Source organism: Rhizobium sp. LjRoot30 (assembly GCF_964253915.1).
Lineage (GTDB): Bacteria > Pseudomonadota > Alphaproteobacteria > Rhizobiales > Rhizobiaceae > Metarhizobium.
This window is the reverse complement of sequence record NZ_CAXUSG020000001.1, coordinates 539,961-561,553: the sequence shown is the minus strand read 5'-3', so window position 1 is coordinate 561,553 and position 21,593 is coordinate 539,961. Positions and strand designations below refer to the sequence as shown.

Here is a 21,593-nt window from a genome sequence, read left to right as displayed (position 1 = left end):
TGACGGCACGGGCATGATGCCCCCGCACGTTTTCACCTTGAACATCTGCAGTTGCTGGGAAATGCTGCAGGCGCGAGACAGAGCCGGCCAAGGATCTGCCCCCGCCCATCGAACGCGCTGCAATGGATGACATGATGAGTTCCGATTTTTCGATACGCCCGATGACGCCGGACGACTTGGGCATCGCCCTCGATTTTGCACGCGGCGAAGGCTGGAACCCCAGCCCCGGCGATGCCTCCGCCTTTTTCGCCGCCGATCCGACCGGTTACTTCATGGGCTGGATCGGCGAGCGGCCGGTGGGCTGCATTTCGGTGGTCAAGTACGGGCAGGATTTCGCCTTCCTTGGACTGTATATCGTCCACCCCGACTTTCGCGGCCGAGGCCTCGGCAAGGCGATCTGGGAGCATGGCATGGCCTCCGCCGCCGGCCGCAGCATCGGCCTGGATGGCGTCGTCGCGCAGCAGGACAATTATCGCCGCTCCGGCTTTCGGACCGCCTATACGACGACGCGTTATGGCGGCATTCCCCGGCGCGGTCCGGAAGGGGCCAGCCAGGCAGAGCCGGCAACCGCCGAAGAGCTGGATGCGATTGTCGCCTATGATGCAACGATTTTCCCGGCATCACGCCCGGCGTTCCTGAAGGTCTGGTGCGACGGTCTGGAAGGACGCAGCGCCGTCATGCTGCGCCGGGAGGGAAAAATCCTTGGGTACGGCGTCGTGCGCCGCTGCCACGAAGGCTACAAGATCGGCCCGCTCTATGCCGACGATGCCGTTTCGGCCGGCACGCTGCTAACCGCGCTGATCGACCAAACCGGCGCAGAAAATGTCGTCATCGATATTCCCGATGACAACAGCGATGGCGTCGGGCTGGCAGAAGCGCTGGGCCTGACACCGGTCTTCGAGACGGCCCGCATGTATCACGGGCCGGCGCCGGATGTGCCGCTGGCAAAAATCTTCGGCGTTTCGACGCTGGAGCTTGGCTGAAAATCAGGCGCCGAGCAACGTGCGCGTCAGCGGATGCCCGGCATCCGCCAGGCCGTCGATGACGTTGAAATGGTGGCGGTCCGGCTCCTCGATCGATGCCGTTTCGGCGCCGAGGCCGGTCCATATATTGGCCAGCAGGGCATTCTGGCGGATGAACTCGGCCCGCTCGCCGGCGCCGACCCAGCAGGTGATGCGCGCACCGGCCATCGGCGGCAGCAGAGCCGGGCTTTCGCTCGTCGCCTCGGCATCGTCGATCTTCAACACCTCGTTCATGGCGGTCCGCAGCATCGGACGCAGGTCGTGCACGCCGGAAATCGATACGACATGGCGGATGCGTTCGCGCACCGCCTGCGACAAAGGCGAGGTGGCGCTGACCATGCGGCTCACCAGATGGCCGCCGGCGGAATGGCCGGTGAGGAAGATCGGCCCGCCGATCATGCCCGCCGCCTTTTCGATCGCCTTGCCGACTTCGGCGGTGATGCCGGCGATGCGGATATCCGGGCAGAGCGTGTAGGACGGCATGGCGACCGCATAGCCGCTGTCGACCGAACCCTTGGCGAGATGCGACCAGAAGCTGCGGTCGAGCCGGTGCCAGAATCCGCCATGGACAAACACCACCAGGCCCCTGGCCTCGCCCTCGGGCAGGAAAAGATCGAGCTGGTTGCGCTCGCCGTCGCCATAAGCGATGCCGATTTTGGCCCGGCCTGCCGCCAGCGCGCCATCGCGATAGGCCTGTGCCGGCCCGACCCAGGCGGCTGGCCAACGGTCGCCGCCGGGAATGTTGACGCCGTTGGCATAGGCGTTATCCCAATCGCTGATATGGTGCAGGATCATCGTCGTCGGTTCCCTAACAAGCTGTTCGACAGCATCTTTGCGACAAACGTGGCGCAATCGCCGAGATATTACAACCTTAAAATTTCTCCTTGAAACGATCCCGGCACGATGCAATTCTGCCGTTGTCGAATGTATAGCCGGACGGGAATCCATGTGACGAGCGAAAAACGCGATGGACGTTTTTTGCCGAATGTGGAAAGTACGGTTAGAGCATTGATAAAAAAGGCACATAAGATGCCTTTGACAATGCGGCGGACGGGCGTGCAAGTGCAACCGGACGCTCGATAAAGTGGAACGAGCAAGAGAAACGGGAGTGCACGACATGAAGAATCTGCTTTCTGCCGCCGTCATGGGTCTGGCGATCGGCGTGACCGGCCAGGCTGCCGCCGAGCCGCTGAAGATCGGCATGATCACGACGCTTTCGGGCGGCGGCGCTGGCCTCGGCATGGATACGCGCGACGGCTTCATGCTGGCAATCAAGCAGGCCGGCAACAAGGACATCGAGGTCATCACCGAAGACGACGGCCAGAAGCCGGAGCTTGCCGTGCAGATCGCCGACAAGATGATCCAGAGCGACCAGGTGGATATCCTCACCGGCATCGTCTGGTCGAATCTTCTGATGGCGGTGGCGCCGAGCGCGGTGGCGCAGGGCAAGTTCTACGTCTCGACCAATGCCGCACCGGCGGCCCTTGCCGGTGAAAAGTGCAACCCGCTCTATTTCAACGCCGCCTACCAGAACGACAACCTGCACGAGGCGATGGGCGAATACGCCAACAAAGACTACAAGAAGATGTTCATCATGGCGCCCAACTATCCGGCCGGCAAGGATTCGCTGACCGGCTTCAAGCGCTATTACAAGGGCGAGGTCGCGGCCGAGGTCTACACCCAGGTCGGCCAGACGGATTATGCCGCCGAGATCGCCCAGATCCGCGCTTCGGGCGCCGACGGCGTGTTCATCTTCCTGCCGGGCGGCATGGGCATTGCCTTCATGAAGCAATATTCGCAATCGGGCGTGAAGACGCCGGTCATGGGTCCGGGCTTCTCCTTCAGCCAGGATGTGCTGCCGGCCATCGGCGACGCGGCGCTGGGCGTGAAGAATTCCGGCCAGTGGGCCAAGGATCTCGACAACGAGGCGAACAAGAAGTTCGTCCCGGCTTTCCAGGCCGAATACGGCCGCCTGCCGTCGATCTATGCGGTGCAGGCCTATGACGCGGCGCAGCTGATCCTGTCGGCTGCCGCCAAGGCGGATGTGAAGGACACGGAAGCCTTCCGCGCTGAACTCCTGAAGGCCGATTTCCAGAGCCCGCGCGGAAAATTCAAGTTCAACACCAACCAGCATCCGATCCAGGACATATATGTCGCCGAAGTGGTCAAGGAAGACGGCGTGCTGACCAACAAGATCATCGCCCCTGTCTTCACCGATCACGGCGATGCTTATGCCAAAGACTGCAAGATGTAAGGCGCCGACGCCTTGACCATCGCACTCGCCATCGAGCAACTGCTCAACGGCCTGCAGCTCGGCGTCATGTTGTTTCTCATGGCTGCCGGGCTGACGCTGATCTTTGGCGTCATGGGCCTGATCAACCTCGCCCACGGCTCGCTCTACATGGTCGGTGCCTTCGCCTGCGCCACCATCGCCGCCTGGACGGGATCGTTCTGGCTCGGCCTGATCGCCAGCCTAGCCGCCGCCGCCGCGGCCGGGGCGATCATCGAGCTGACCGTCATCCGCAGGCTCTATGACCGCGACCACCTCGACCAGGTGCTGGCGACCTTCGCGCTGATCCTGATCTTTTCCGAGGGCACGCGCTGGATCTTCGGCTCCTTCCCGCTTTATCTCGACATTCCGCCGCTCTTGCAGGGCGCGGTCGCCTTGCCCGGCGGCGCGGAATATCCGCTCTATCGCCTTGCCATCATCGCCGTCGGCGCCGCTGTCGCCGTCGGCCTTTACCTCTTGATTTCAAAGACGCGGCTCGGCATGCGCATCCGCGCCGGCGAAAGCGACCGGGAGATGATCGGCGCGCTCGGCGTCGATATCCGCACGCTGTATACCGTCGTCTTCGCGCTTGGCTCGGCGCTCGCCGGTTTTGCCGGCGCCATGGTCGGCGCTTTGCAATCGGTACAGGTCGGCATGGGCGAGCCGGTGCTGATCCTCGCTTTCGTGGTCATCGTCATCGGCGGCATCGGCTCGATCAAGGGAGCGCTGATCGGCGCCATCCTCGTCGGCGTCGTCGATACGCTCGGCCGTTTCCTGCTGCCGCAGATCCTCGCCGTCCTGCTGCCGCCGGCGCAGGCCGGGCTGATGGGCGGCGCGCTGGCCTCGATGCTGATCTATATCGTCATGGCGGTGATCCTGGCGGTGAAGCCGCGCGGCCTGTTTGCGGCGCACGGGTGAGGACATGATGACGCTCAGCCGCGAAACCCTGATCAACCTCATCCTCATCACGCTGCTCGCCGCCGTGCCTTTCGTGGCACTTGGTGTCGGCCAGCCTTTCTACATCACGCTCGCCACCCGCATCGCCATCCTGGCGCTGGCGGCGGTCGGCCTCAACCTGGTGCTCGGCCTGGGCGGGCTGGTCTCCTTCGGCCATGCGGCCTTCTTCGGCATCGGCGGTTATGTCGCCGGCATCCTGGCCGCGCATGCCTCTTCCGGCGAGCCGCTACTGTTCGGGTTTTCCGGCAGCGACCAGATGCCGGTGATCTGGCTGGTGACGCTCGTCCTCTGCGGCATCGTCGGGCTCGCCATCGGCGCCGTCAGCCTGCGCACCAGCGGCGTCTACTTCATCATGATCACGCTGGCCTTCTCGCAGATGATCTATTATTTCGCCGTCTCCTGGCCGGCCTATGGCGGCGAGGACGGGCTGTCTATCCTGGTGCGCAACCAGTTTCCCGGCGTCAACAGCATGAAGCCGATCAGCTATTTCCTGATCTGCCTCGGCATGCTCGTCATCGGACTGGCGTTGTTCAGCCTCATCCGCGCTTCGCGTTTTGGCGCGGCATTGCAGGCGGCGCGGCAGAATGCGGTGCGTGTCGCCGCCGTCGGCATCTCGCCCTACCCGATCCGGCTTGTGGCATTTACGCTGTCCGGCATGATCACCGGTGTCGCCGGGACGCTCTATGCCGACCTCAACCGCTTCACCAGCCCCTCGATGATTTCCTGGCACATGTCGGGCGAACTCATCGTGCTGATCGTGCTCGGCGGCACCGGCCGGCTGTTCGGGCCGGTCGCCGGCGCCATGCTCTATGTTATCTTCGAATTCGCGCTCGGCGGATTGACGGAACGCTGGCAGTTCTTCCTTGGCCTCATCCTGCTGGCCGTCGTGCTGTTTGCCCGCGGCGGCCTGCTCGGCCTCCTGGCCGGAAAGGCCCGCCATGGCTGAGACCGTTTTGGAAATCGAAAATCTCGTCAAGAATTTCGGGGCGCTCAGGGCCACCGATGGCGTCAGCCTCGATCTGCGGCAAGGCGAGATCCACGCGCTGATCGGTCCGAACGGTGCGGGCAAATCAACGCTGATCCACCAGATCTGCGGCACGCTGAAACCCGACCAGGGCAGTATCCGCTTTTCCGGGCAGGACATCACGGCGCTGGGCGTCGCCGAACGCGCCCGGCTGGGGCTTGGCCGAACGTTCCAGGTATCCTCCATCGCTCCGGAATTTTCAGCGCTGCGCAATGTCATGCTGGCGGTGCAGGCCAAGCAGGGAACGAGTTTCCGCTTCTTCACCCCCGTGATGCGTGACCGCTCGCTCACCGAGCCGGCCATGGCGATGCTGGAGCGTGTCGGCCTCGCCGCCCGCGCCAACATCCTCGCCGCCGAACTGTCGCACGGCGAACGCCGGCAGTTGGAAATCGCCATCGCGCTGGCTCTCGATTCGAAAGCCTTCCTGCTCGACGAACCGATGGCCGGCATGGGGCCGGAAGGCTCGAAGGCGCTGACGGGTTTCCTCGACGGCCTCCGGCACGAAGCGCCGATCCTGCTGGTGGAGCACGACATGGACGCCGTCTTCGCGCTTGCCGACCGGATTTCGGTGCTCGTCTACGGCAAAATCATCACCACCGGCACGGTGGAGGAAATCCGCCGCGACCCGGCGGTGCGCAGCGCCTATCTCGGAGACCACGCCTGATGCTGCTCGAAGTCGCCAGTCTCCAGGCCTTCTACGGCGCCAGCCAGGCGCTTTTCAACGTCGACCTGACGGTTTCCGAAGGCGAGGTCGTGGCGCTGATGGGCCGCAACGGCATGGGCAAGACCACCACCATCCGCGCCGTCTGCAACCTGACGCCGCCGCGCGGCGGTTCCGTCCGCCTCGCCGGCACGGATCTCAGGGGTCGCCGGCCACACCACGTCGCCCGCCTCGGCATCGGTCTCGTTCCCGAGGGGCGGCGCTGCTTTCCCAATCTCACCGTCGAGGAAAACCTCGTTGCCGCCGCCCGTTCCGGCACCTGGACGCTGGAGCGGGTCAACACGCTCTTCCCGCGCCTGAAGGAGCGCCGCGACCAGATGGCGCTGTCGCTCTCCGGCGGCGAGCAACAGATGCTGGCCATCGGCCGGGCGCTGATGACCAATCCTCGCCTGCTGATCCTCGACGAGGCGACCGAAGGGCTTGCCCCCGTCATCCGCCAGGATATCTGGGCGGCGATCCGCACCCTGAAGCAGGACGGGCTTTCCATCCTCGTGGTCGACAAGACCCTGCCGGAATTGCTGCCCGTTGCCGACCGCTGCACCATCCTGGAAAACGGCCGCTCGGTCTGGACCGGCCGCCCGGCGGACCTCGACAAGACGCTGCAGGATCGCTTCCTGGGGATCTGACTGCCCGCCGGCAAGCCGCCGCTCAATGTCCGTTGGAGGCCTTGTGCCAGTTCCAGGCGGTCTCGACGATCTGGCGCAGGTCGTAGCGAGGTTGCCAGCCGAGCAGCTCGAGAGCTTTGCGGTTGTCGGCCACCAGCGTCGGCGAATCCCCTTCCCGTCGTGAGGACAGCGTCACCGCGAAATCCCGCCCTGAAATCTGCTGCACGGTGTCGAGCAACTCCTGCACCGTCGTTCCGGTGCCGGTGCCGAGGTTGACCGCCACGGACTGGCCTCCCGAGAGGAGATGCTGCAGCGCCCGCACATGCGCATCGGCAAGATCGAGCACATGCACATAATCGCGCACGCAGGTGCCATCGCGGGTGTCGTAGTCGGTGCCGAAAACCGTAAAACCGTCGCGGCGACCGAGTGCCGCTTCGATGGCGAGCGGGATGGCATGCGTTTCCGGCGTATGCCATTCGCCGATGCGCCCTTCGGGATCGGCGCCGGCGGCATTGAAGTAACGCAGGATGACGGAACGCAGACCGTCGTTGAGACCGAAATCGGCCAGCGCCTGCTCGACGATCCATTTGGTGCGGCCGTAAGGATTGATCGGCGCCTGCGGATGCGCCTCGTCCATGGGACGCTGCTGCGGCAGGCCATAGGTGGCGCAGGTCGAGGAGAACACGAAGGCTTCCACGCCCGCCTGCCGGGCGGCGGCCAGCAGCGTCAGCGTGCCGACGACATTGTTGTCGTAGAAGGCCGCCGGTTCGCGAATGGACTGACCAACCTCGATCAATGCCGCAAAGTGCAGGATGGCGGCAGGCCTGTATCGGGCCAGCACGTCGTCGAGGCGGGCGCGGTCGCGGATATCCCCCTGCTCGAACGGCCCCCATTTGACGAATTCCTGGTGGCCGTTGCTGAGGTTGTCAAAAACGACTGGCGTAAAACCCTGTCTGGCCAATTCCAGGCAGGTGTGGGAGCCGATGTAACCGGCCCCCCCGACCACCAGTATGGTTTTCTCGTTCATGGCGTTGCGGTCTCTGCAGATGACGTTACGCCAGCGTTAGACGATTTCGCTTTACCGAGTGTGAAGCCATGAACGGCCCGGTACGTTTGTTGCGGCTTCTCGCGCTATAGACCGGGATTTTCAGCCGGCCCGGGCAAAATCCCCCGCCTTGCGGAAACAATGGCGGCCGGCACCCCAGCTTTCGCCCAGAAGCGGGAGAGCGGCTCCGTGTGCGATGCGCCGGCCAGCATCTTGCGGATCGATGACCATCTGCCCGCCATCATCCATCAGGGAGAAACCTTCGCCTGCCTGATCGAGGCACGTCACCGTCAGATCGGGCGCCACGGCAACGGCGCTTGCCGATTGCAGATCATGTGCAATCGCCGCTCGAAGCACGGCAAGATCGAGCGGTGCAAGCCGCAAGCGACCTTGCCAGGCATTCGGCGCATTGGTGGGATCGACCATATCGATGCCGGCGAGGCGATCGACCTCGTGCGCCAACGGCCCGGCGCCGTGCCGCGTCACGTAACAACGGGTGACGTAGTGGGCGCCGATCCCGTCGATCCCGGCTTCACGAGCAATCGACTGCATGTTTCGCAGACCGGTATTCGACCGCGTCACATGCGGAAACGCACCATAATCCTGATCGAGCAGCAGGCCCTGTGCCCCCTCGAAGATTACCTGGCCCTTTTCACCCAGACGGCTGTCGGGCCACAGCGTGACATGGTCGAGATAGGCTTCGCAATCGAGGAGGAAGCGGCCGATCACCATCTCGATGTCGACATGGCGCATGATCTCGTCGGGCAGTCCGTCCAGGCCGAGGCCAAGAAGCCTTCGGGGCACCCATTCCGTCCAGATCCGCTGCAGGCGGCCGGCAAGGCCCGGCCGCAAGAGATCGCCGGTGCGGAGGGCAAACTCCGGCCGCAGGCATCGCTCGATGGCCTCGCCGAAACCCAGTCCGCAGCTGCCGTGGCGCGCTATCCCGCGCGACAGTTCGACCGCCTGGTTGATCATCATGTCGAACGGCGTCGTGACGATTGCGCGGGGATCGGCGCTTACCGCAAGCTCAGCACCAAGTTCCTTGAGCGCCTGCCGCTCACCGAGGAAAAACATCGGGTGAGCAACGAAGAAAGCACTGAGATGGGTGGGAGCGCCGGCCAGCGCCCCCGAGCCGAAATGGTGAAACACGTGCCGGTGCCCGTCAGGCGCCACAACCGTATGCCCCGCCTGGGCGCCGCCATTGCTGCGCACGACGATGGCATCCGTCGTGACGGAGGCAAGCCTGTCGGTCAGAAGGCCCTTGCCTTCATCGCCATATCCCGCACCGATGACTGCCTGTGCCTGTCTTGCCGCCATGACGGCCTCCTTTTCATCAAGCCATCGTTCAGCGGAAGTAACGGGCAAGCCCGCGCCGGCCCAAATCCTTGACCGCCTTGGCGACGACCGCCGAGGCCGTGCCGCCCCAGCTTGCCGCCACATCCTGCGGATCGCGGCCTTCGTTGATCTCGATGGTCGAGACCACCAGTTCGGCGATGCGGCGGTAATCGTCGAGGATCAATGTCCGCTCTCCGAGCAACGGCCGCCAGCTGCGCAGGACGCGGTCGAGCCCGGTTGCCGCATAACCTTCACGGATGACGATGTGGAACACCTCGTAGCTGCGCTGCGCCAGCGCCAGGCATTGCCGCGCATCGAGACCACGCGGTGCCTCGGCGCCGAAGATGCGGGTGATCTGCTGCTGGGTCAGCCCGTTGTGGATCGGCTCGTCGCCGATGGTGAAGAGATAGCCCTTGCGGCCGTTGCGCTCGAAGCAGTCCGTCGACGTCTTGAGGGCGGCGAGCAGGTGCGCCAGGCTGTAGCTCTCGCCGTTGTTGCCGCCGCCGTTGCCCTCCAGCCAGAGGCTGCGGATCTGGTCGGCAAGCGAGATATCGGCCTCGAACTGCGTCGCCTGCAGCGGCGCCTGATCCGTATAGGCATCGCCGATGGCGGCGACCATGATGTGCGGATCCGAGACCGGCTTGCGGTCGTAGATCTCCGAGGTGAGCGTGATCAAGCCGTTGCGCATCAGCTCGTGGGCGATCATGCCCATCGACCCCGTGACATCCGATGCCAGGATGATCGGCGTCGAAGCCGGGTTGATGGCACTGTCGCGGCTTTCGCGAACGGCGAAGACGGCGGGATCGAAGCGTGGATCGATCGTGGTGGCGACAAAGACATCGTCCCGGCTGCGGCCGTCGACATGATCGCGATTGTAGGCTGCCCAATCCTCGGTGCTGAAACGTCCCATTCCCATGGTCTTGCTCCTTTCGGTTTTGCCCGCGTCGTTTTCGGCGCGCCTTCATCATATAAACTTGCAAAATGTAATTTGCAAGTTGCTAATTGCAAATTGCTCACTCATCGACTCGTGCTAAGGAAGGCAAAACGAGGAGAGCGCCATGCAGCTGGATTACGAACGGCCGATCGTCACGGTCGATATCGTGCTGATGACGATTTTCGAGGGGGCACTTGCGGTGGCTCTGCTTGCCCGCGACAAGGAGCCTTTCAAGGGCAGGCCGGCGTTGATCGGCGGTTATGTGCATACCGACGAGGATAGCGACGCCGAGGCAGCGGTGCGGCGCATCCTCAAGGCCAAGGCTGGTCTCGAAGGGCTGTTCTTCGAGCAGCTGTGCAGCTTCGGTAGCCACGACCGGGACCCGCGGGGCTGGTCCGTATCGATCGCCTATTTCGCGTTGGTGTCGCACGGCTTGCTAACAGAAGGCACAGACAAAAACCTCCTCTTGCGCCCGGCATCGGCGCCGGGCGAGCTTCCCTTCGACCATGAAAGGATCGTTCTCGCGGCGCGCGAGCGGCTGCGCGGCAAAGGCGCCTATTCGACGATCGCCGCCCGCCTTCTCCCCGACGTCTTTACCATGTCCGAGCTGCAGGGCACCTACGAGACGGTGCTGGGCGAAACGCTCGACCAGAGCGCCTTCCGCCGCAAGATGAAAGATCTGGACCTGCTGGAAGAGGTGGAAGGCGAAAAACGCCAGACGCTGGTGGCGCGCCGCCCGACGACACTCTACCGCCTCAAGGCCGCGCCTTCGGTCTTCGACCGGCGCATATGATCTGGCGGATCAACGCAGGATCTTGGCGATCTCGCGCGAAAGCTGGTCCTGGGTATAAGGTTTGCTCAGTCGCGGCAGGCTCAGCCCGGAGCCGGGCGGCAGATCGGCATAACCGGTCGCGAGCAGGAACGGCAGGTCCGGCCTGAGGCCGCGAGCGGCCTCCACCAGTTGCGCACCGTTCAGGCCCGGCATCGAGTAATCGGTGATGACGAGTTCGATATCCCTGTCCTTGCCGATCAATTCGAGAGCCTGCACGCCGGAATTGGCTTCCATCACCTGGTGCCCCAGGTCCTCCAGCATATCGACGGTGCTCATGGCGATCAGCAGGTCGTCGTCGACGACAAGGATCTTGGCCGGTTTGGCCGCACTTTCGGCCGCCTCCGCATGGACCTTCGGCACCTGCCGCACCGTCTGGGTGCTGGCGGGCAACCACAATTCGGCGGTCGTCCCCTTGCCGGCGACACTGGACAAGACGAAGGCACCCTTGAGCTGAAGGGCAAGGCCATGGATCATCGACAGGCCAAGGCCGGTGCCCTTGCCGATATCCTTGGTGGAAAAGAACGGTTCGATCGCCCGGTGCAGCGTTTCCGGATCCATGCCCTTGCCGTTGTCAGTGACGCTGAGGCAGAGATAGTTGCCAACCGGCAGATCCTCCGCCGGCTGGGCATCCGGCTCCTCGCGCAACCCGATGCGGATCGTTCCCCCTTCAGGCATGGCATCGCGGGAATTGACGACGAGATTGAGCAGGGCCAATTCGACCTGGTTGCTGTCGGCCAGAGCCGGCGGTGTATCCTTCGGCAGTCGGACGCTGATTTCGACGTCGCCGCCAACCGAGCGGTTCAACAATTCCCGCATGTTTTCGACCAGCGCCGCCAGATCGACGGCTTCGACCTTGAGTTCCTGCCGGCGGGCAAAAGCTAGCAGGCGCTGCGTCAACGACGCGCCGCGCCGCGCGCCCTGCAGCGCAGCCTCGATAAGCCGCAACGCCTTGGGATCGTCGGCGAGATGCTTGCGGAGCAGGTCGAGGTTACCCATCACCGCCATCAGCAGGTTATTGAAATCATGCGCCACGCCGCCGGTCAGCTGGCCGATCGCCTCGAGTTTCTGCGATTGCCGCAACTGTTCTTCGGCACGTTCGCGCTGCGCCACCTCGGCCACCATGGTGACCTGCACCTCCCAGAGTTCCGCCGTGCTTTCGGTCACGCGCTCCTCGAGGATTTCTTTCTGCCGGAGCTGCCATTCCTGCTCCAGGCGCCGTTCCGTGATATCCGATCCGACGCCGACCAGGCGCGACGGCGTCCCGCTGCGGCTGCGGACGACACGGCCGCGGACTTCGGCCCAATGCGGGCTGCCATCCGGCCAGATCGTGCGGTATTCGATCAGGTAGTCCTCGCAGGTCTGCAGCGTGTGCAGCACGTTTTCGCGCACCCGCTCCCGGTCTTCCGGATGCACGCTGCGCAGGAGGTCGTCATAGGTCAGGCTGTCCGCCGGTCCGCGGCCGAACACGGATTTGAAGCCATCGGAGGCCGTCAGGTTCCATGTCTGCGGATCGAGTTCCCAGGTGCCGAGCCGACCGGCCAGCAACGCCGTCTTCAGCGTCAACTCGTTTTCCCGCATTTCCTCCATACGGGCTCTCGCCTCATATTGCCGCCGACGGTTTTTCTGGGCCGAACGGGCGGCGCTGACGAAGCTGGTGGTATGGAAGGGTTTTTCCAGGAAAAACACGTGCCCGAGAACTTCCGCCAGCCGTGCCGCGGCCAGGTCGCGCTCCACCCCCTCCCCCTTGGCGGTCAGGACGATGAACGGCAGGTCGGACCAGCCGGGCTGCGACAGGACCCAATTGTGGATCGGGGTCAGATCGTTCGGGCACAATGCCTCGTCGGCCATGACGGCAAACAGGATATCGTCGCCGAGCGCATCGAGAAATTCCGGGAAATCTGATGCGACGCGTGCGGTCATGCCGTGGGTGCGCAGCAGAGAGACGATCGTGGTGTCGCCACGCTCAAGGGGATCGAAAACCAGGACACTGTTTTGGAGATCAGGAATCGGACCGGCTCCCGGATTTTGGAAAGAACACGGCGCCTTTCGCAGACCATGGTCTGGTCCACACAGACGAGGAAACACGCGAGAAAGCGATCCGCGCATTCCAGGCCTTCGTGGACGGGCCGAAACCGGCCATCGGCTTTGCCTGTACTTTTACCATCTGTCTCCCATCGGCAACGCGCAGGCCGAAGCGGCAGACGCCGCTCGACTGCCTTGTCAGGCACGACTTGAAAGGCAGAGATAAACTGTTTCTTTCCGTTCGAACAGATGCCGGTGCCAAAACGGCAGCGGCCGCGAATGACATGCCGGAGCGGGCGGAATGGGAGTGCCCATGCCGGCCTTTCCGCCGGGTTCTCCGGGGACCAACAGGTTCACGACAGGTTCAGCCGCTAACGGTGGGCAAAGTCGCTTTGTGCCTGCGGTCATGTTTGCGTCCGCAAAGCAGCGATCCTGTGCGGCCCGACTGATATGTCGGCTCTTTCCAGATACGGAGATACGTGATGGCACCGTTGCTATCGATTTGCGTCCCCTCAAGAAATCGCCAGAAATATTTCAAGAAGACGATCGAATGGATGTTGAAGTCGACACTCGACAACGTCCAGTTCGTCTTTACCGACAATTCCGACGATCCGGGCATCATGAACACGTACATGGCCGACATCGTCGCCAATGATCCGCGCGTCGTTTTCCTGCCTTCCGTCGAGACAACGCTTTCCATGGTCGACAACTGGGAGCGCACTGTCGCAGCGTCGACGGGAGACTGGATTGTCGTTGTCGGCGATGACGACTACGTCGATCCCAACGTTGCCACAATGATAGAATCCGTGACCAAGGTGGAGCCGAACCTGGAAGGTTTTGCATGGAGCATCATCGGATATCACTGGCCTTATGAGGGACGCGAGAAACAGTCCGTTCTGGTCTCGCTCGAGCAATACGTCTACAAGGTGTCACACACGGATCTCTTTGGGCGCATGTTCGGCTGGCGCGAGGCGACCCATACACCGACCTCGGGTTTTTCGATCTATCACACGGCCATCTCCCGCTCCCTGCTGGAAAAAATCAAGCGCACCTATGGTGGCCGTTATTTCGAGCATCCCGTCGTCGACTATGACAACGCCTTCAAGGTGATCTGCTCCGGTCGTAATTTTGCGGTATGCGGCCGACCTTTTTCGATCATGGGCAGCTGCCCGGAAAGCAACTCATTCAGCATCGGCAAGATGGAGCTTTTCAAGAAGACCACGACGAAATTCATCGAGGAAGCCGGTCGTGATTTCGAAGATGACCCCGATGTCCGCGACTTCCCGTTCAAGAGCATTCTGGGTACTCCAGCCACGATCATGCAGGCGCAGAACTGGTTCAAGCAAAAATACAAGCTGAAGTACGAAGGTTGGGAAAAGCATTTCGTCAAGGCCTGCGCCAACGAAGTCTTCGTCTACCCTGATCGCGAAGCCTATGATCTCGCCTGCGAAGGTTATCGCGCCGCCCTGCGGGCGTGGAAAGGCGGAAAACATCTCAAGGACTTCGAGCCGAAATTCCAGGGCGACGGCTGCGGTGTCTTTGCGACCGGCTTTACGTCGGACAGCGTCTATATCGACAGCAACATCGCCGCCACACCGGGTGAACTTTTCTCCATCGTCGAAGACATGGTCGTCGCCGCCAAGGACATAAAAGTCGATCAGACGGGCCTCAGGTACTACATGGGGAACGACAAATCGCAAGAGCCCGAGACCGGCAAGGCCGCTTACAAGAAAGCGGGCTCGCGGCATCGGTAAGCTGCGCCCCCGCTCCGGCCGGCACTATTCGAACAATTCCGGATTGTCGGCCTCGATTTGCGGCAGATCGGCAAGGATGCCGTTGAGGTGGCCGCGCATGGCACCTGCCGCCGCTTCGGCATCTCTTGAATCGATTGCGACGATGATCGCCTCGTGTTCGGCGATCAGCCGCAGCATCGAATCCGGATGGCGAAGCTGCAGGTTGCAGACCCGGTCCATATGGGCCTTGATGTCCGATATGGCGTTCCAGGCGAGGCCGCAGCCCGCCCCTTCCGCAATCGCGATGTGAAACTGCTCGTCCTCTCGACGGAAGGCATTGTGATCGTGTGCCTCCATTGCCGCCTTCTGCCGGGCGAGAATGGTGTCGATCCGTCGCCGCGTCCAGCTGTCGAAGCTTTCGCTCGCCCGCCGTGCCACGGCCACTTCGACGGCCTCGCGCACGAAACGCGCCTCCATCATCTGCCGCGCCGAGATGCGCACCACCACCGTGCCGCGGTTCGGCCTTATATCCACCAGCTTCGACTTTCCGAGCGCAATCAGCGCCTCGCGCACCGGCTGCCGCGACACGCCCATGCGCGTGGCGATTTCCTGCTCTGACAGGCGCGTTCCGGGGGAGAGTTCCAGCCGGATGATCGCCTCGCGCAGGTCGCGCTCGACCTGTGTCGCCGCCGTTTCGCCGGTCTCCGCCCTCAGGGTTTCAATGTTCATGTCTTTTGCCGCCGCCGTAGATTGACATCCGATTTAAACCACCATACAGTACCATACAATTCAAACGCAACAGAAATCCGGTGGCCCAGATACCGGAGAAACAGGGAGAGGCCGGAGCCCCGCATCCGGTCTGAAAACGCTATTGCTGTCCAATTTCATCGCACCCGATTCCAGTGATCCGAGACTCGGTATTAAAGCCCGCTACCAGATGCTTGTCGATGGCAAGTCCGTCGATGCCTCTTCGGGCAAGACGATCGACCGTGTAAGCCCTGGCCACACCGGCGCCGTGGTCGGCACATGGCCGGACGCTTCCGCCGACGATGTGCGGCTTGCCGTCGCTGCCGCCCGCCGTGCCTTCGATACCGGCCCCTGGCCGCGTATGTCGGGCGCCGAACGGTCGCGGCTGATGTTCAAGGTCGCCGACCTTATCCTCGCCCGCCAGGAAGAGCTTGCGGTGATCGAAAGCCTCGAGGTCGGCAAGCCGATCGCGCAGGCGCGCGGCGAAATCGGTTTCTGCGCTGACCTCTGGTCCTATGCCGCCGGCCAGGCCCGCGCCCTCGAAGGCCAGACCCACAACAATATCGGCGACGATCGCCTGGGCCTGGTGCTGAGGGAGCCGGTCGGCGTCGTCGGCATCATCACGCCTTGGAACTTCCCCTTCATCATCGCTTCGGAACGCGTACCGTGGGCGATCGGCGGCGGCTGCACCGTCGTGCTCAAGCCGTCCGAATTCACCTCGGGCACCTCGATCCGCATGGCGGAACTGGCGCGCGAAGCCGGCATTCCAGATGGTGTGTTCAACGTCGTCACCGGCTACGGCGATCCGGCCGGACAGGTGCTTGCCGAAGATCCGGGCACGGACATGGTGGCTTTCACCGGCTCGGTCCGCGTCGGCACGAAGCTCGGTGAAATCGCTGCCCGCAGCGTCAAGCGCGTCGGCCTGGAACTGGGTGGCAAAGGGCCGCAGATTGTCTTTGCCGATGCCGATCTCGAAGCAGCGGCCGACGGCATCGCCTACGGCGTCTACCACAATGCCGGCCAGTGCTGCATTTCCGGCAGCCGGCTCTTGGTGCAGGAAGGCATTCGCGACGCGCTGATGGAGCGTCTGCTCGATATCTCCCGCAAGGTGACGTTTGGCGACCCGTTGAACGAGCGCACCAAGATCGGCGCGATGATTTCGGAAGCGCATGCGCAGAAAGTGCATTCCTATGTCGAGGCAGGCGTTGCTGCAGGGGCAAAACTGCTGCTCGGTGGGGAAAGGGTCGGTCAGGAGGCCGGTCTCTATTATGCGCCAACCGTGTTTGCCGGCGTGACACCGGATATGTCGATCGCCCGGGAGGAGATTTTTGGGCCGGTGCTTTCGACGTTGACCTTCAAGACCGCCGATGAAGCCGTGGCGTTGGCGAATGCCAGCGAATTCGGGCTTTCGGCCTCGGTCTGGTCGACCAATCTCGAAAACGCCCTGCAGAGCATCCGCCGCATCCGGGCGGGCCGCTGCTGGATCAACAGCGTCATCGACGGAACGCCGGAAATGCCGATCGGCGGCTACAAGAAGAGCGGCCTCGGCCGTGAACTCGGTCGCTACGGTTTCGACGAGTATTCGCAATTCAAGGGCGTGCACGTCACGCTCGGGCGCCCGGCGCCCTGGTTCGGATAACCGGCCACGTACCTGTGGCGAAAGCAATTCCAGCGAAGGCGTAGGAGGCGGCTTTGCGTCCGAAATTGCGAAAAACAGGGAAATTGGGCCTTTCGCGTTTCGCAGAAAGGCCTGGGAGGAAAATCTCGGCTGGCGTGATCTTTGGTCGGAGCCCGCCAGCCGAGACTTGGGTCTTTCGACCCCGCATTGCACATCCAAAGGGAGGATACGCAAATGAAATTGACCAGGTTGAGAACCGCAGCACTGGCTGCGGGCCTTGCCACCATGATGACATCGACGGCAGTCGCCGCCGACGTCAAGGCCACGATGATCATCTACCTCGATCCGAGTGTCCAGTTCTTTAATCCGGTGGTCAAAGGCGCGCAAGATGCCGCCGCCGCCTTCGGCGTCGATCTCGACGTGCAGTATGCCAATAACGATCCCGTTCGCCAGAACGACCTCATCGAAAGCGCGACGGCCAGCGGCGTCGACGGTATTGCCGTGGCGATTTCGTCGTCAGATGCCTTCGACGACAGCATCTGCGCGGCGGTCAAGGCCGGCATCGTCGTCATCGGTTTCAACAATGACGACCTCGAAGGCGCCAAGGGCAATTGCCGCCAGGCCTATGTCGGCATGAACGAATTCGCCTCCGGCTACGAACTCGGCAACCGGATGATCAAGGAATTCGGCCTCAAGTCCGGCGACGTGGTGTTCAATCCGCGTGAAATTCCGGAAGCGAGCTTCGCGGTCGCCCGTGGCGGCGGCATCGAGAAGGCGATGAGCGAGAACGGCATCAAGGTCGAGACGGTGCGTGCCGGCCTCGATCCGGCCGAGGCACAGAACATCATCGCCCAGTTCCTGATCGCCAATCCGAACGTCAAGGCGCTGTTCGGCACAGGCTCGGTGACCTCCACCGTCGGTGCAGGCGCCATCAAGGATGCCGGCGTCAAGATCCCGTTCGGCGGCTTCGACCTCGCGGTCGAGATCGTCAATGCGGTCGAGAGCGGCGCGATGTTCGCCACCATGGACCAGCAGCCCTACCTGCAGGGTTACCACCCGATCGCCCAGATCGCGCTTGCGAAGAAATACGGCCTGACCCCGACGGATGTCGATACGGGACAGGGCGCCTTCCTCGACAAGTCGCGCATCGGTTCGGTCAAGCCGCTGATTGGCAGCTATCGCTAAGAAAGCCCGTCTTTGCCGAAAGGCAAAAGCTCAAGGCCTTTGTTCAGTGGGAACCTGCCGGCGGTGCCGGCCGGTTCCCCGTCCCCAACGATCGGGTACAAGACCGTGACTCCTATTCTTGCAGACAGTGCCGCGCCAAGGTCGCGGACCCAAAGACAATCCATCCTCAGACAGATCATGAGCATGCCTGCGGGCGCGATCTTCCTCGTGTTCGTGACACTTCAGATCGCCTGCATCGCCGGCGCGCTCGCCTTTCCGGATGATTTCCGCTATCTCTCACCGCAGAACCTGACGATCCTGATGAAAGCGGTTCCCGTGCTCGGCTGCCTGGCGCTTGGCGCCGGCGTTCTGATGATCTCAGGCGAATTCGACCTGTCGATCGGTTCCGTCTACACCTTCACCGCCATCCTGATGGCAACGCTGGTCAATGCCGGCATGAGCGCCTTCCTAGCGGCACCGCTCGGTATCCTTGCCGGCGTGCTCATCGGGCTTCTCAACGGCCAGATCACCCTGCGCTTCGGCTTGCCGTCGTTCATCGTCACCCTGGGCGGGCTGTTGTTCTGGCGCGGCGCCGTGCTTCTTTATAACGGCGCGGTTCAGGTGCGCTTCGATCCCGAGCCCGCCTTCTCCGGCCTGTTTGCCGGCACGCTGCTCGGCATCAATGCCGCCTTCATCTGGATCATCCTGTTCGTCGTCGGCTTCCATCTGCTGCTGCACCGCCACCGCTTCGGCAACCACGTCTTCGCCACCGGCGGCAATCCCGGCGCGGCAACGGCCATCGGCATCAATACCGGCCGCGTCAAGCTTATCGCCTTTGCGCTGGCCGGCGGCATGGCGGCGGTGGCCGGCATCCTCGCCACCGCCCGCGTCGGCAGCGTCCAGCCCGGACAGGGCGCCGGCCTGGAACTGCAGGCGATCGCCGCCTGCGTCATCGGCGGGTTGTCGCTGCGCGGCGGACGCGGCTCGATCGTCGGCATCTTCCTCGGCGTACTATTGATCCACACCATCACCGATGTGCTGCTTTTGCTGCGGGCACCGGGCTTCTATCTCGACATGTTCATCGCCACGCTGATCGTGCTGGCTGCCATCTTCAACCATCTCATCGAACGGCGGGGGCTTGCGTGATGGCCGGAGCCAATCTTCTCGAACTTCACAACATCTCGAAAAGTTTTGGCGCGCTGACCGCGCTCCGGAACCTCAGCTTCCATGTCGGCGAAGGCGAAGTCGTCGGCCTGCTCGGCGACAACGGCGCCGGCAAGTCGACCACCGTCAACCTGATCTCCGGCATCCATAAGCCGACCGACGGTTACCTGAGCATCGACGGCAAGCAGACATGCTTTACCTGCCGCTCGGACTCGGCCGATGCCGGCATCGAGACGATCTACCAGCACACCGCGCTGGTCGACTCGCTCTCCATCACCCGCAACATCTTCATGGGGCGGGAACTGACAGATGCCTTCGGCTTTCTCAAGCAGAAGGAGATGCGCGACATCGCCATGGAGGTGCTGAAGAATGCCGTGCATATCTCCGGCATCGATTCCCCGGATACGCTGGTTGGCAATCTTTCCGGCGGCCAGAAGCAGGCCGTTGCCATCGCCCGCGCCGTGCATTTCAAGAAACGTATCCTGCTGCTGGACGAACCAACCTCGGCGCTTTCGGTGCGCGAGACCGAAGCGCTTCTGAACCAGGTGCTGCGACTGAAGGGCGAGAACGTCTCCAGCGTGCTGGTGACCCACAATCTCTATCATGCATACCAGGTCTGCGACCGTTTTGTGATCATGAGCCACGGCACCAAGGTTTTCGACGTCCAGAAGGCCGATACCACCATCGGACAGCTGACCGAATACGTCGTGCTGACCTAGAACATTTCCGCTTTGCGCAATTCCGGCCACAGGCTGCCGGAATTGCCCCAACCCATTCCAGAATACGAGAGGCAAATGCCGTGACCATTTCCGTAAACATACGCCAGGTCGTCGGACCCGAGGATGCGGCAAGACGCGATACGCAAGGCCTGCGCGACGGCTTCGTCATCGAGGAACTGTTCCGCCCGGGTGCGATCAGCCTCACCTACAGCCATCTCGACCGGATGATCGTCGGCGGCGTTTCACCGGTGGCGGACGCCCTGACGATCGACCGTGTTGCCGAGACAGGCACGGATCAATTCCTCGACCGCCGCGAAGTCGCACTCATCAATATCGGCGGTCCGGGTACGATCTCGGTTGGTGGTACCGATCATGCGCTCGGCTTTCAGGAGGCGCTCTATGTCGGTATGGGCGGCGGCGCGCTGACATTTCGTAGCGCCGATCCAGCGAAACCGGCGTTGTTCTATCTCCTGAGCGCACCGGCCCATCGCACCTGCCCGACCGTGCTCATCACCCGCGACATGGCCAAGAAGGTGGTGCTCGGCTCCGCCGAGGAATCGAACGCCCGCACCATCAACCAGTATGTGCATCCGGATGTCTGCGAGAGCTGCCAGTTGCTCGTCGGGCTGACGATGTTCGAGCCGGGCTCGGTGTGGAACACCATGCCGGCGCATGTGCATGACCGGCGCATGGAGGTCTATCTCTATTTCGGCATGCAGGAGACGACCCGCATCTTTCACTTCATGGGGGAGCCTGGCGAGACGCGGCATCTCGTTCTCAAGAACCATGAAGCGGTCCTGTCGCCGGGGTGGTCGATCCACTCCGGCGCCGGCACCGGGCGCTACGCCTTCATCTGGGCCATGGCCGGCGACAACATGAGTTTTACCGACATGGACAAGGTGCCGATGGAAGCGCTGCGATGACCATGTTCGATCTCAGCGGCCGCTGGGCGATTGTCACCGGCGCCAATACCGGCATCGGCCAGGCGATTGCTATCGGCCTTGCCCGCGCCGGCGCCGATATCGTCGGCGTCGGGCGATCCGGCATGCAGGCGACGGAAACGGAGATAAAGGCCGTTGGTCGTGCCTTCCTCTCCATCAACGCCGATCTTTCCAAGACAGGCGAAGCTGCCAAAGTCGTCGAACGGGCGCTGGCCGCGGGCGCCACACCCGATATCCTCGTCAACAACGCCGGCATCATCCGACGCGCCGATGCACTGGATTTTTCCGAAGAAGACTGGGATGCGGTGCTCGATGCCAACCTGAAATCGGTCTTCTTCCTCTGCCAGGCTTTTGCAAGGGCGGCTATTTCGGCAGAACGCCCGGCGAAGATCATCAACATCGCCTCGCTCCTGTCGTTCCAGGGCGGCATTCGCGTGCCGTCCTATACCGCGGCCAAGAGCGGCCTTGCGGGACTGACCAAGCTCATGGCAAACGAGTGGGCGGCGCGCGGCATCAACGTCAACGCCATCGCCCCGGGTTATGTCGAGACCAACAATACCGCCGCACTGCGGGCCGATGCCGAGCGCAGCGCCGATATTCTCAAACGCATTCCGGCCGGGCGCTGGGCGCGGGCTGACGACATGGCGGGTGCCGCAGTCTTCCTCGCGTCACCGGCCGCGGATTATGTGCATGGCGTCGTCCTGCCGGTGGACGGCGGATGGCTGGCACGCTGAAAGGACA

At 62.9% G+C, this 21,593-nt stretch carries 20 protein-coding genes; 14 read left to right on the top strand and 6 right to left on the bottom strand.

The window, feature by feature from the left end:
* The first annotated feature begins 134 nt into the window (after positions 1-134).
* Positions 135-983 carry a GNAT family N-acetyltransferase gene (locus ACSQ3I_RS02825; protein ID WP_435995845.1) on the top strand — a complete coding sequence of 283 codons (849 nt, stop codon included), beginning with the start codon at positions 135-137 and terminating at the stop codon, positions 981-983.
* Positions 984-986: 3 nt separating this feature from the next.
* On the opposite strand, the gene ACSQ3I_RS02820 is transcribed toward ACSQ3I_RS02825, so the two are convergent.
* Complete coding sequence (locus ACSQ3I_RS02820) at positions 987-1,817, bottom strand: alpha/beta hydrolase (protein WP_435995843.1); 831 nt, start codon at positions 1,815-1,817, stop codon at positions 987-989.
* 322 nt (positions 1,818-2,139) lie between these two features.
* Here ACSQ3I_RS02820 and ACSQ3I_RS02815 point away from each other — a divergent pair, with 322 nt between their 5' ends.
* From ACSQ3I_RS02815 to ACSQ3I_RS02795, 5 genes are read left to right on the top strand one after another with little or no spacing between them, the layout of a single operon-like run.
* Positions 2,140-3,276: an ABC transporter substrate-binding protein gene (locus ACSQ3I_RS02815; RefSeq protein WP_435995841.1), complete on the top strand. Its 1,137-nt coding sequence runs from the start codon at positions 2,140-2,142 to the stop codon at positions 3,274-3,276.
* A 12-nt stretch (positions 3,277-3,288) separates the two neighbouring features.
* Positions 3,289-4,209 (top strand): branched-chain amino acid ABC transporter permease, encoded by a 921-nt coding sequence (locus ACSQ3I_RS02810; protein WP_435995839.1) that lies wholly within the window; start codon positions 3,289-3,291, stop codon positions 4,207-4,209.
* Positions 4,210-4,213: 4 nt separating this feature from the next.
* Entirely contained in the window at positions 4,214-5,194 is a 981-nt protein-coding gene (locus tag ACSQ3I_RS02805) for a branched-chain amino acid ABC transporter permease (protein ID WP_435995837.1), read from the top strand.
* Positions 5,187-5,936, top strand: a complete 750-nt coding sequence (locus tag ACSQ3I_RS02800; protein WP_435995835.1) for an ABC transporter ATP-binding protein — start codon at positions 5,187-5,189, stop codon at positions 5,934-5,936. Before ACSQ3I_RS02805 ends, ACSQ3I_RS02800 begins: the two co-directional genes overlap by 8 nt.
* Positions 5,936-6,619: an ABC transporter ATP-binding protein gene (locus ACSQ3I_RS02795; RefSeq protein WP_435995833.1), complete on the top strand. Its 684-nt coding sequence runs from the start codon at positions 5,936-5,938 to the stop codon at positions 6,617-6,619. The genes ACSQ3I_RS02800 and ACSQ3I_RS02795 overlap by 1 nt, the downstream gene beginning before the upstream one ends.
* A gap of 22 nt (positions 6,620-6,641) precedes the next feature.
* Here ACSQ3I_RS02795 and galE read toward each other — a convergent pair whose 3' ends face one another.
* The 3 genes from galE to ACSQ3I_RS02780 form a co-directional block, all read right to left on the bottom strand.
* Positions 6,642-7,625: a UDP-glucose 4-epimerase GalE gene (gene galE, locus ACSQ3I_RS02790; protein ID WP_435995831.1), complete on the bottom strand. Its 984-nt coding sequence runs from the start codon at positions 7,623-7,625 to the stop codon at positions 6,642-6,644.
* Positions 7,626-7,745: 120 nt separating this feature from the next.
* Positions 7,746-8,960, bottom strand: a complete 1,215-nt coding sequence (locus ACSQ3I_RS02785) for an adenylosuccinate synthetase (RefSeq protein ID WP_435995830.1) — start codon at positions 8,958-8,960, stop codon at positions 7,746-7,748.
* Positions 8,961-8,988: 28 nt separating this feature from the next.
* Positions 8,989-9,894, bottom strand: a complete 906-nt coding sequence (locus ACSQ3I_RS02780; protein ID WP_435995828.1) for a hypothetical protein — start codon at positions 9,892-9,894, stop codon at positions 8,989-8,991.
* A 142-nt stretch (positions 9,895-10,036) separates the two neighbouring features.
* On the opposite strand from ACSQ3I_RS02780, the gene ACSQ3I_RS02775 reads away from it, so the two are divergent.
* The gene (locus tag ACSQ3I_RS02775) at positions 10,037-10,705 is read left to right on the top strand and encodes an NUDIX hydrolase (protein WP_435995826.1); all 669 of its coding nucleotides are present in this window, start codon (positions 10,037-10,039) and stop codon (positions 10,703-10,705) included.
* 9 nt (positions 10,706-10,714) lie between these two features.
* Here the strand turns inward: ACSQ3I_RS02775 and ACSQ3I_RS02770 are convergent, their stop codons facing one another.
* Complete coding sequence (locus ACSQ3I_RS02770) at positions 10,715-12,664, bottom strand: ATP-binding protein (RefSeq protein WP_435995824.1); 1,950 nt, start codon at positions 12,662-12,664, stop codon at positions 10,715-10,717.
* Between the two features lie 584 nt (positions 12,665-13,248).
* Between ACSQ3I_RS02770 and ACSQ3I_RS02765 the strand changes: the two genes are divergently transcribed.
* Positions 13,249-14,520 carry a glycosyltransferase gene (locus ACSQ3I_RS02765; RefSeq protein WP_435995823.1) on the top strand — a complete coding sequence of 424 codons (1,272 nt, stop codon included), beginning with the start codon at positions 13,249-13,251 and terminating at the stop codon, positions 14,518-14,520.
* A gap of 24 nt (positions 14,521-14,544) precedes the next feature.
* Here ACSQ3I_RS02765 and ACSQ3I_RS02760 read toward each other — a convergent pair whose 3' ends face one another.
* Complete coding sequence (locus ACSQ3I_RS02760) at positions 14,545-15,228, bottom strand: GntR family transcriptional regulator (RefSeq protein ID WP_435995821.1); 684 nt, start codon at positions 15,226-15,228, stop codon at positions 14,545-14,547.
* A gap of 142 nt (positions 15,229-15,370) precedes the next feature.
* Between ACSQ3I_RS02760 and ACSQ3I_RS02755 the strand changes: the two genes are divergently transcribed.
* From ACSQ3I_RS02755 to kduD, 6 genes are all read left to right on the top strand, one after another.
* On the top strand, positions 15,371-16,885 hold the full coding sequence (locus ACSQ3I_RS02755) for an aldehyde dehydrogenase family protein (protein WP_435995819.1): 1,515 nt from the start codon (positions 15,371-15,373) through the stop codon (positions 16,883-16,885).
* A gap of 213 nt (positions 16,886-17,098) precedes the next feature.
* Positions 17,099-18,049, top strand: coding sequence for a sugar ABC transporter substrate-binding protein (locus ACSQ3I_RS02750; protein WP_435995817.1), 951 nt, complete (start codon positions 17,099-17,101; stop codon positions 18,047-18,049).
* 105 nt (positions 18,050-18,154) lie between these two features.
* Entirely contained in the window at positions 18,155-19,174 is a 1,020-nt protein-coding gene (locus ACSQ3I_RS02745) for an ABC transporter permease (RefSeq protein ID WP_435995815.1), read from the top strand.
* The gene (locus ACSQ3I_RS02740; protein ID WP_435995813.1) at positions 19,174-19,911 is read left to right on the top strand and encodes an ATP-binding cassette domain-containing protein; all 738 of its coding nucleotides are present in this window, start codon (positions 19,174-19,176) and stop codon (positions 19,909-19,911) included. The genes ACSQ3I_RS02745 and ACSQ3I_RS02740 overlap by 1 nt, the downstream gene beginning before the upstream one ends.
* Positions 19,912-19,991: 80 nt before the next feature.
* Positions 19,992-20,834 (top strand): 5-dehydro-4-deoxy-D-glucuronate isomerase, encoded by an 843-nt coding sequence (kduI, locus tag ACSQ3I_RS02735; protein ID WP_435995811.1) that lies wholly within the window; start codon positions 19,992-19,994, stop codon positions 20,832-20,834.
* Positions 20,831-21,586, top strand: a complete 756-nt coding sequence (gene kduD / locus ACSQ3I_RS02730; RefSeq protein WP_435995810.1) for a 2-dehydro-3-deoxy-D-gluconate 5-dehydrogenase KduD — start codon at positions 20,831-20,833, stop codon at positions 21,584-21,586. Before kduI ends, kduD begins: the two co-directional genes overlap by 4 nt.
* The last annotated feature ends 7 nt before the right edge of the window (positions 21,587-21,593 follow it).

Coding starts and splice junctions, on each gene's coding strand:
- ACSQ3I_RS02770 (WP_435995824.1), bottom strand. CDS start 12,664: ATGACCGCACGCGTCGCATCAGATTTCCCGGAATTTCTCGATGCGCTC.
- ACSQ3I_RS02815 (WP_435995841.1), top strand. CDS start 2,140: ATGAAGAATCTGCTTTCTGCCGCCGTCATGGGTCTGGCGATCGGCGTG.
- ACSQ3I_RS02765 (WP_435995823.1), top strand. CDS start 13,249: ATGGCACCGTTGCTATCGATTTGCGTCCCCTCAAGAAATCGCCAGAAA.
- galE (WP_435995831.1), bottom strand. CDS start 7,625: ATGAACGAGAAAACCATACTGGTGGTCGGGGGGGCCGGTTACATCGGC.
- ACSQ3I_RS02750 (WP_435995817.1), top strand. CDS start 17,099: ATGAAATTGACCAGGTTGAGAACCGCAGCACTGGCTGCGGGCCTTGCC.
- ACSQ3I_RS02775 (WP_435995826.1), top strand. CDS start 10,037: ATGCAGCTGGATTACGAACGGCCGATCGTCACGGTCGATATCGTGCTG.
- ACSQ3I_RS02760 (WP_435995821.1), bottom strand. CDS start 15,228: ATGAACATTGAAACCCTGAGGGCGGAGACCGGCGAAACGGCGGCGACA.
- ACSQ3I_RS02795 (WP_435995833.1), top strand. CDS start 5,936: ATGCTGCTCGAAGTCGCCAGTCTCCAGGCCTTCTACGGCGCCAGCCAG.
- ACSQ3I_RS02740 (WP_435995813.1), top strand. CDS start 19,174: ATGGCCGGAGCCAATCTTCTCGAACTTCACAACATCTCGAAAAGTTTT.
- ACSQ3I_RS02780 (WP_435995828.1), bottom strand. CDS start 9,894: ATGGGAATGGGACGTTTCAGCACCGAGGATTGGGCAGCCTACAATCGC.
- ACSQ3I_RS02800 (WP_435995835.1), top strand. CDS start 5,187: ATGGCTGAGACCGTTTTGGAAATCGAAAATCTCGTCAAGAATTTCGGG.
- ACSQ3I_RS02820 (WP_435995843.1), bottom strand. CDS start 1,817: ATGATCCTGCACCATATCAGCGATTGGGATAACGCCTATGCCAACGGC.
- kduD (WP_435995810.1), top strand. CDS start 20,831: ATGACCATGTTCGATCTCAGCGGCCGCTGGGCGATTGTCACCGGCGCC.
- ACSQ3I_RS02805 (WP_435995837.1), top strand. CDS start 4,214: ATGATGACGCTCAGCCGCGAAACCCTGATCAACCTCATCCTCATCACG.
- ACSQ3I_RS02825 (WP_435995845.1), top strand. CDS start 135: ATGAGTTCCGATTTTTCGATACGCCCGATGACGCCGGACGACTTGGGC.
- ACSQ3I_RS02785 (WP_435995830.1), bottom strand. CDS start 8,960: ATGGCGGCAAGACAGGCACAGGCAGTCATCGGTGCGGGATATGGCGAT.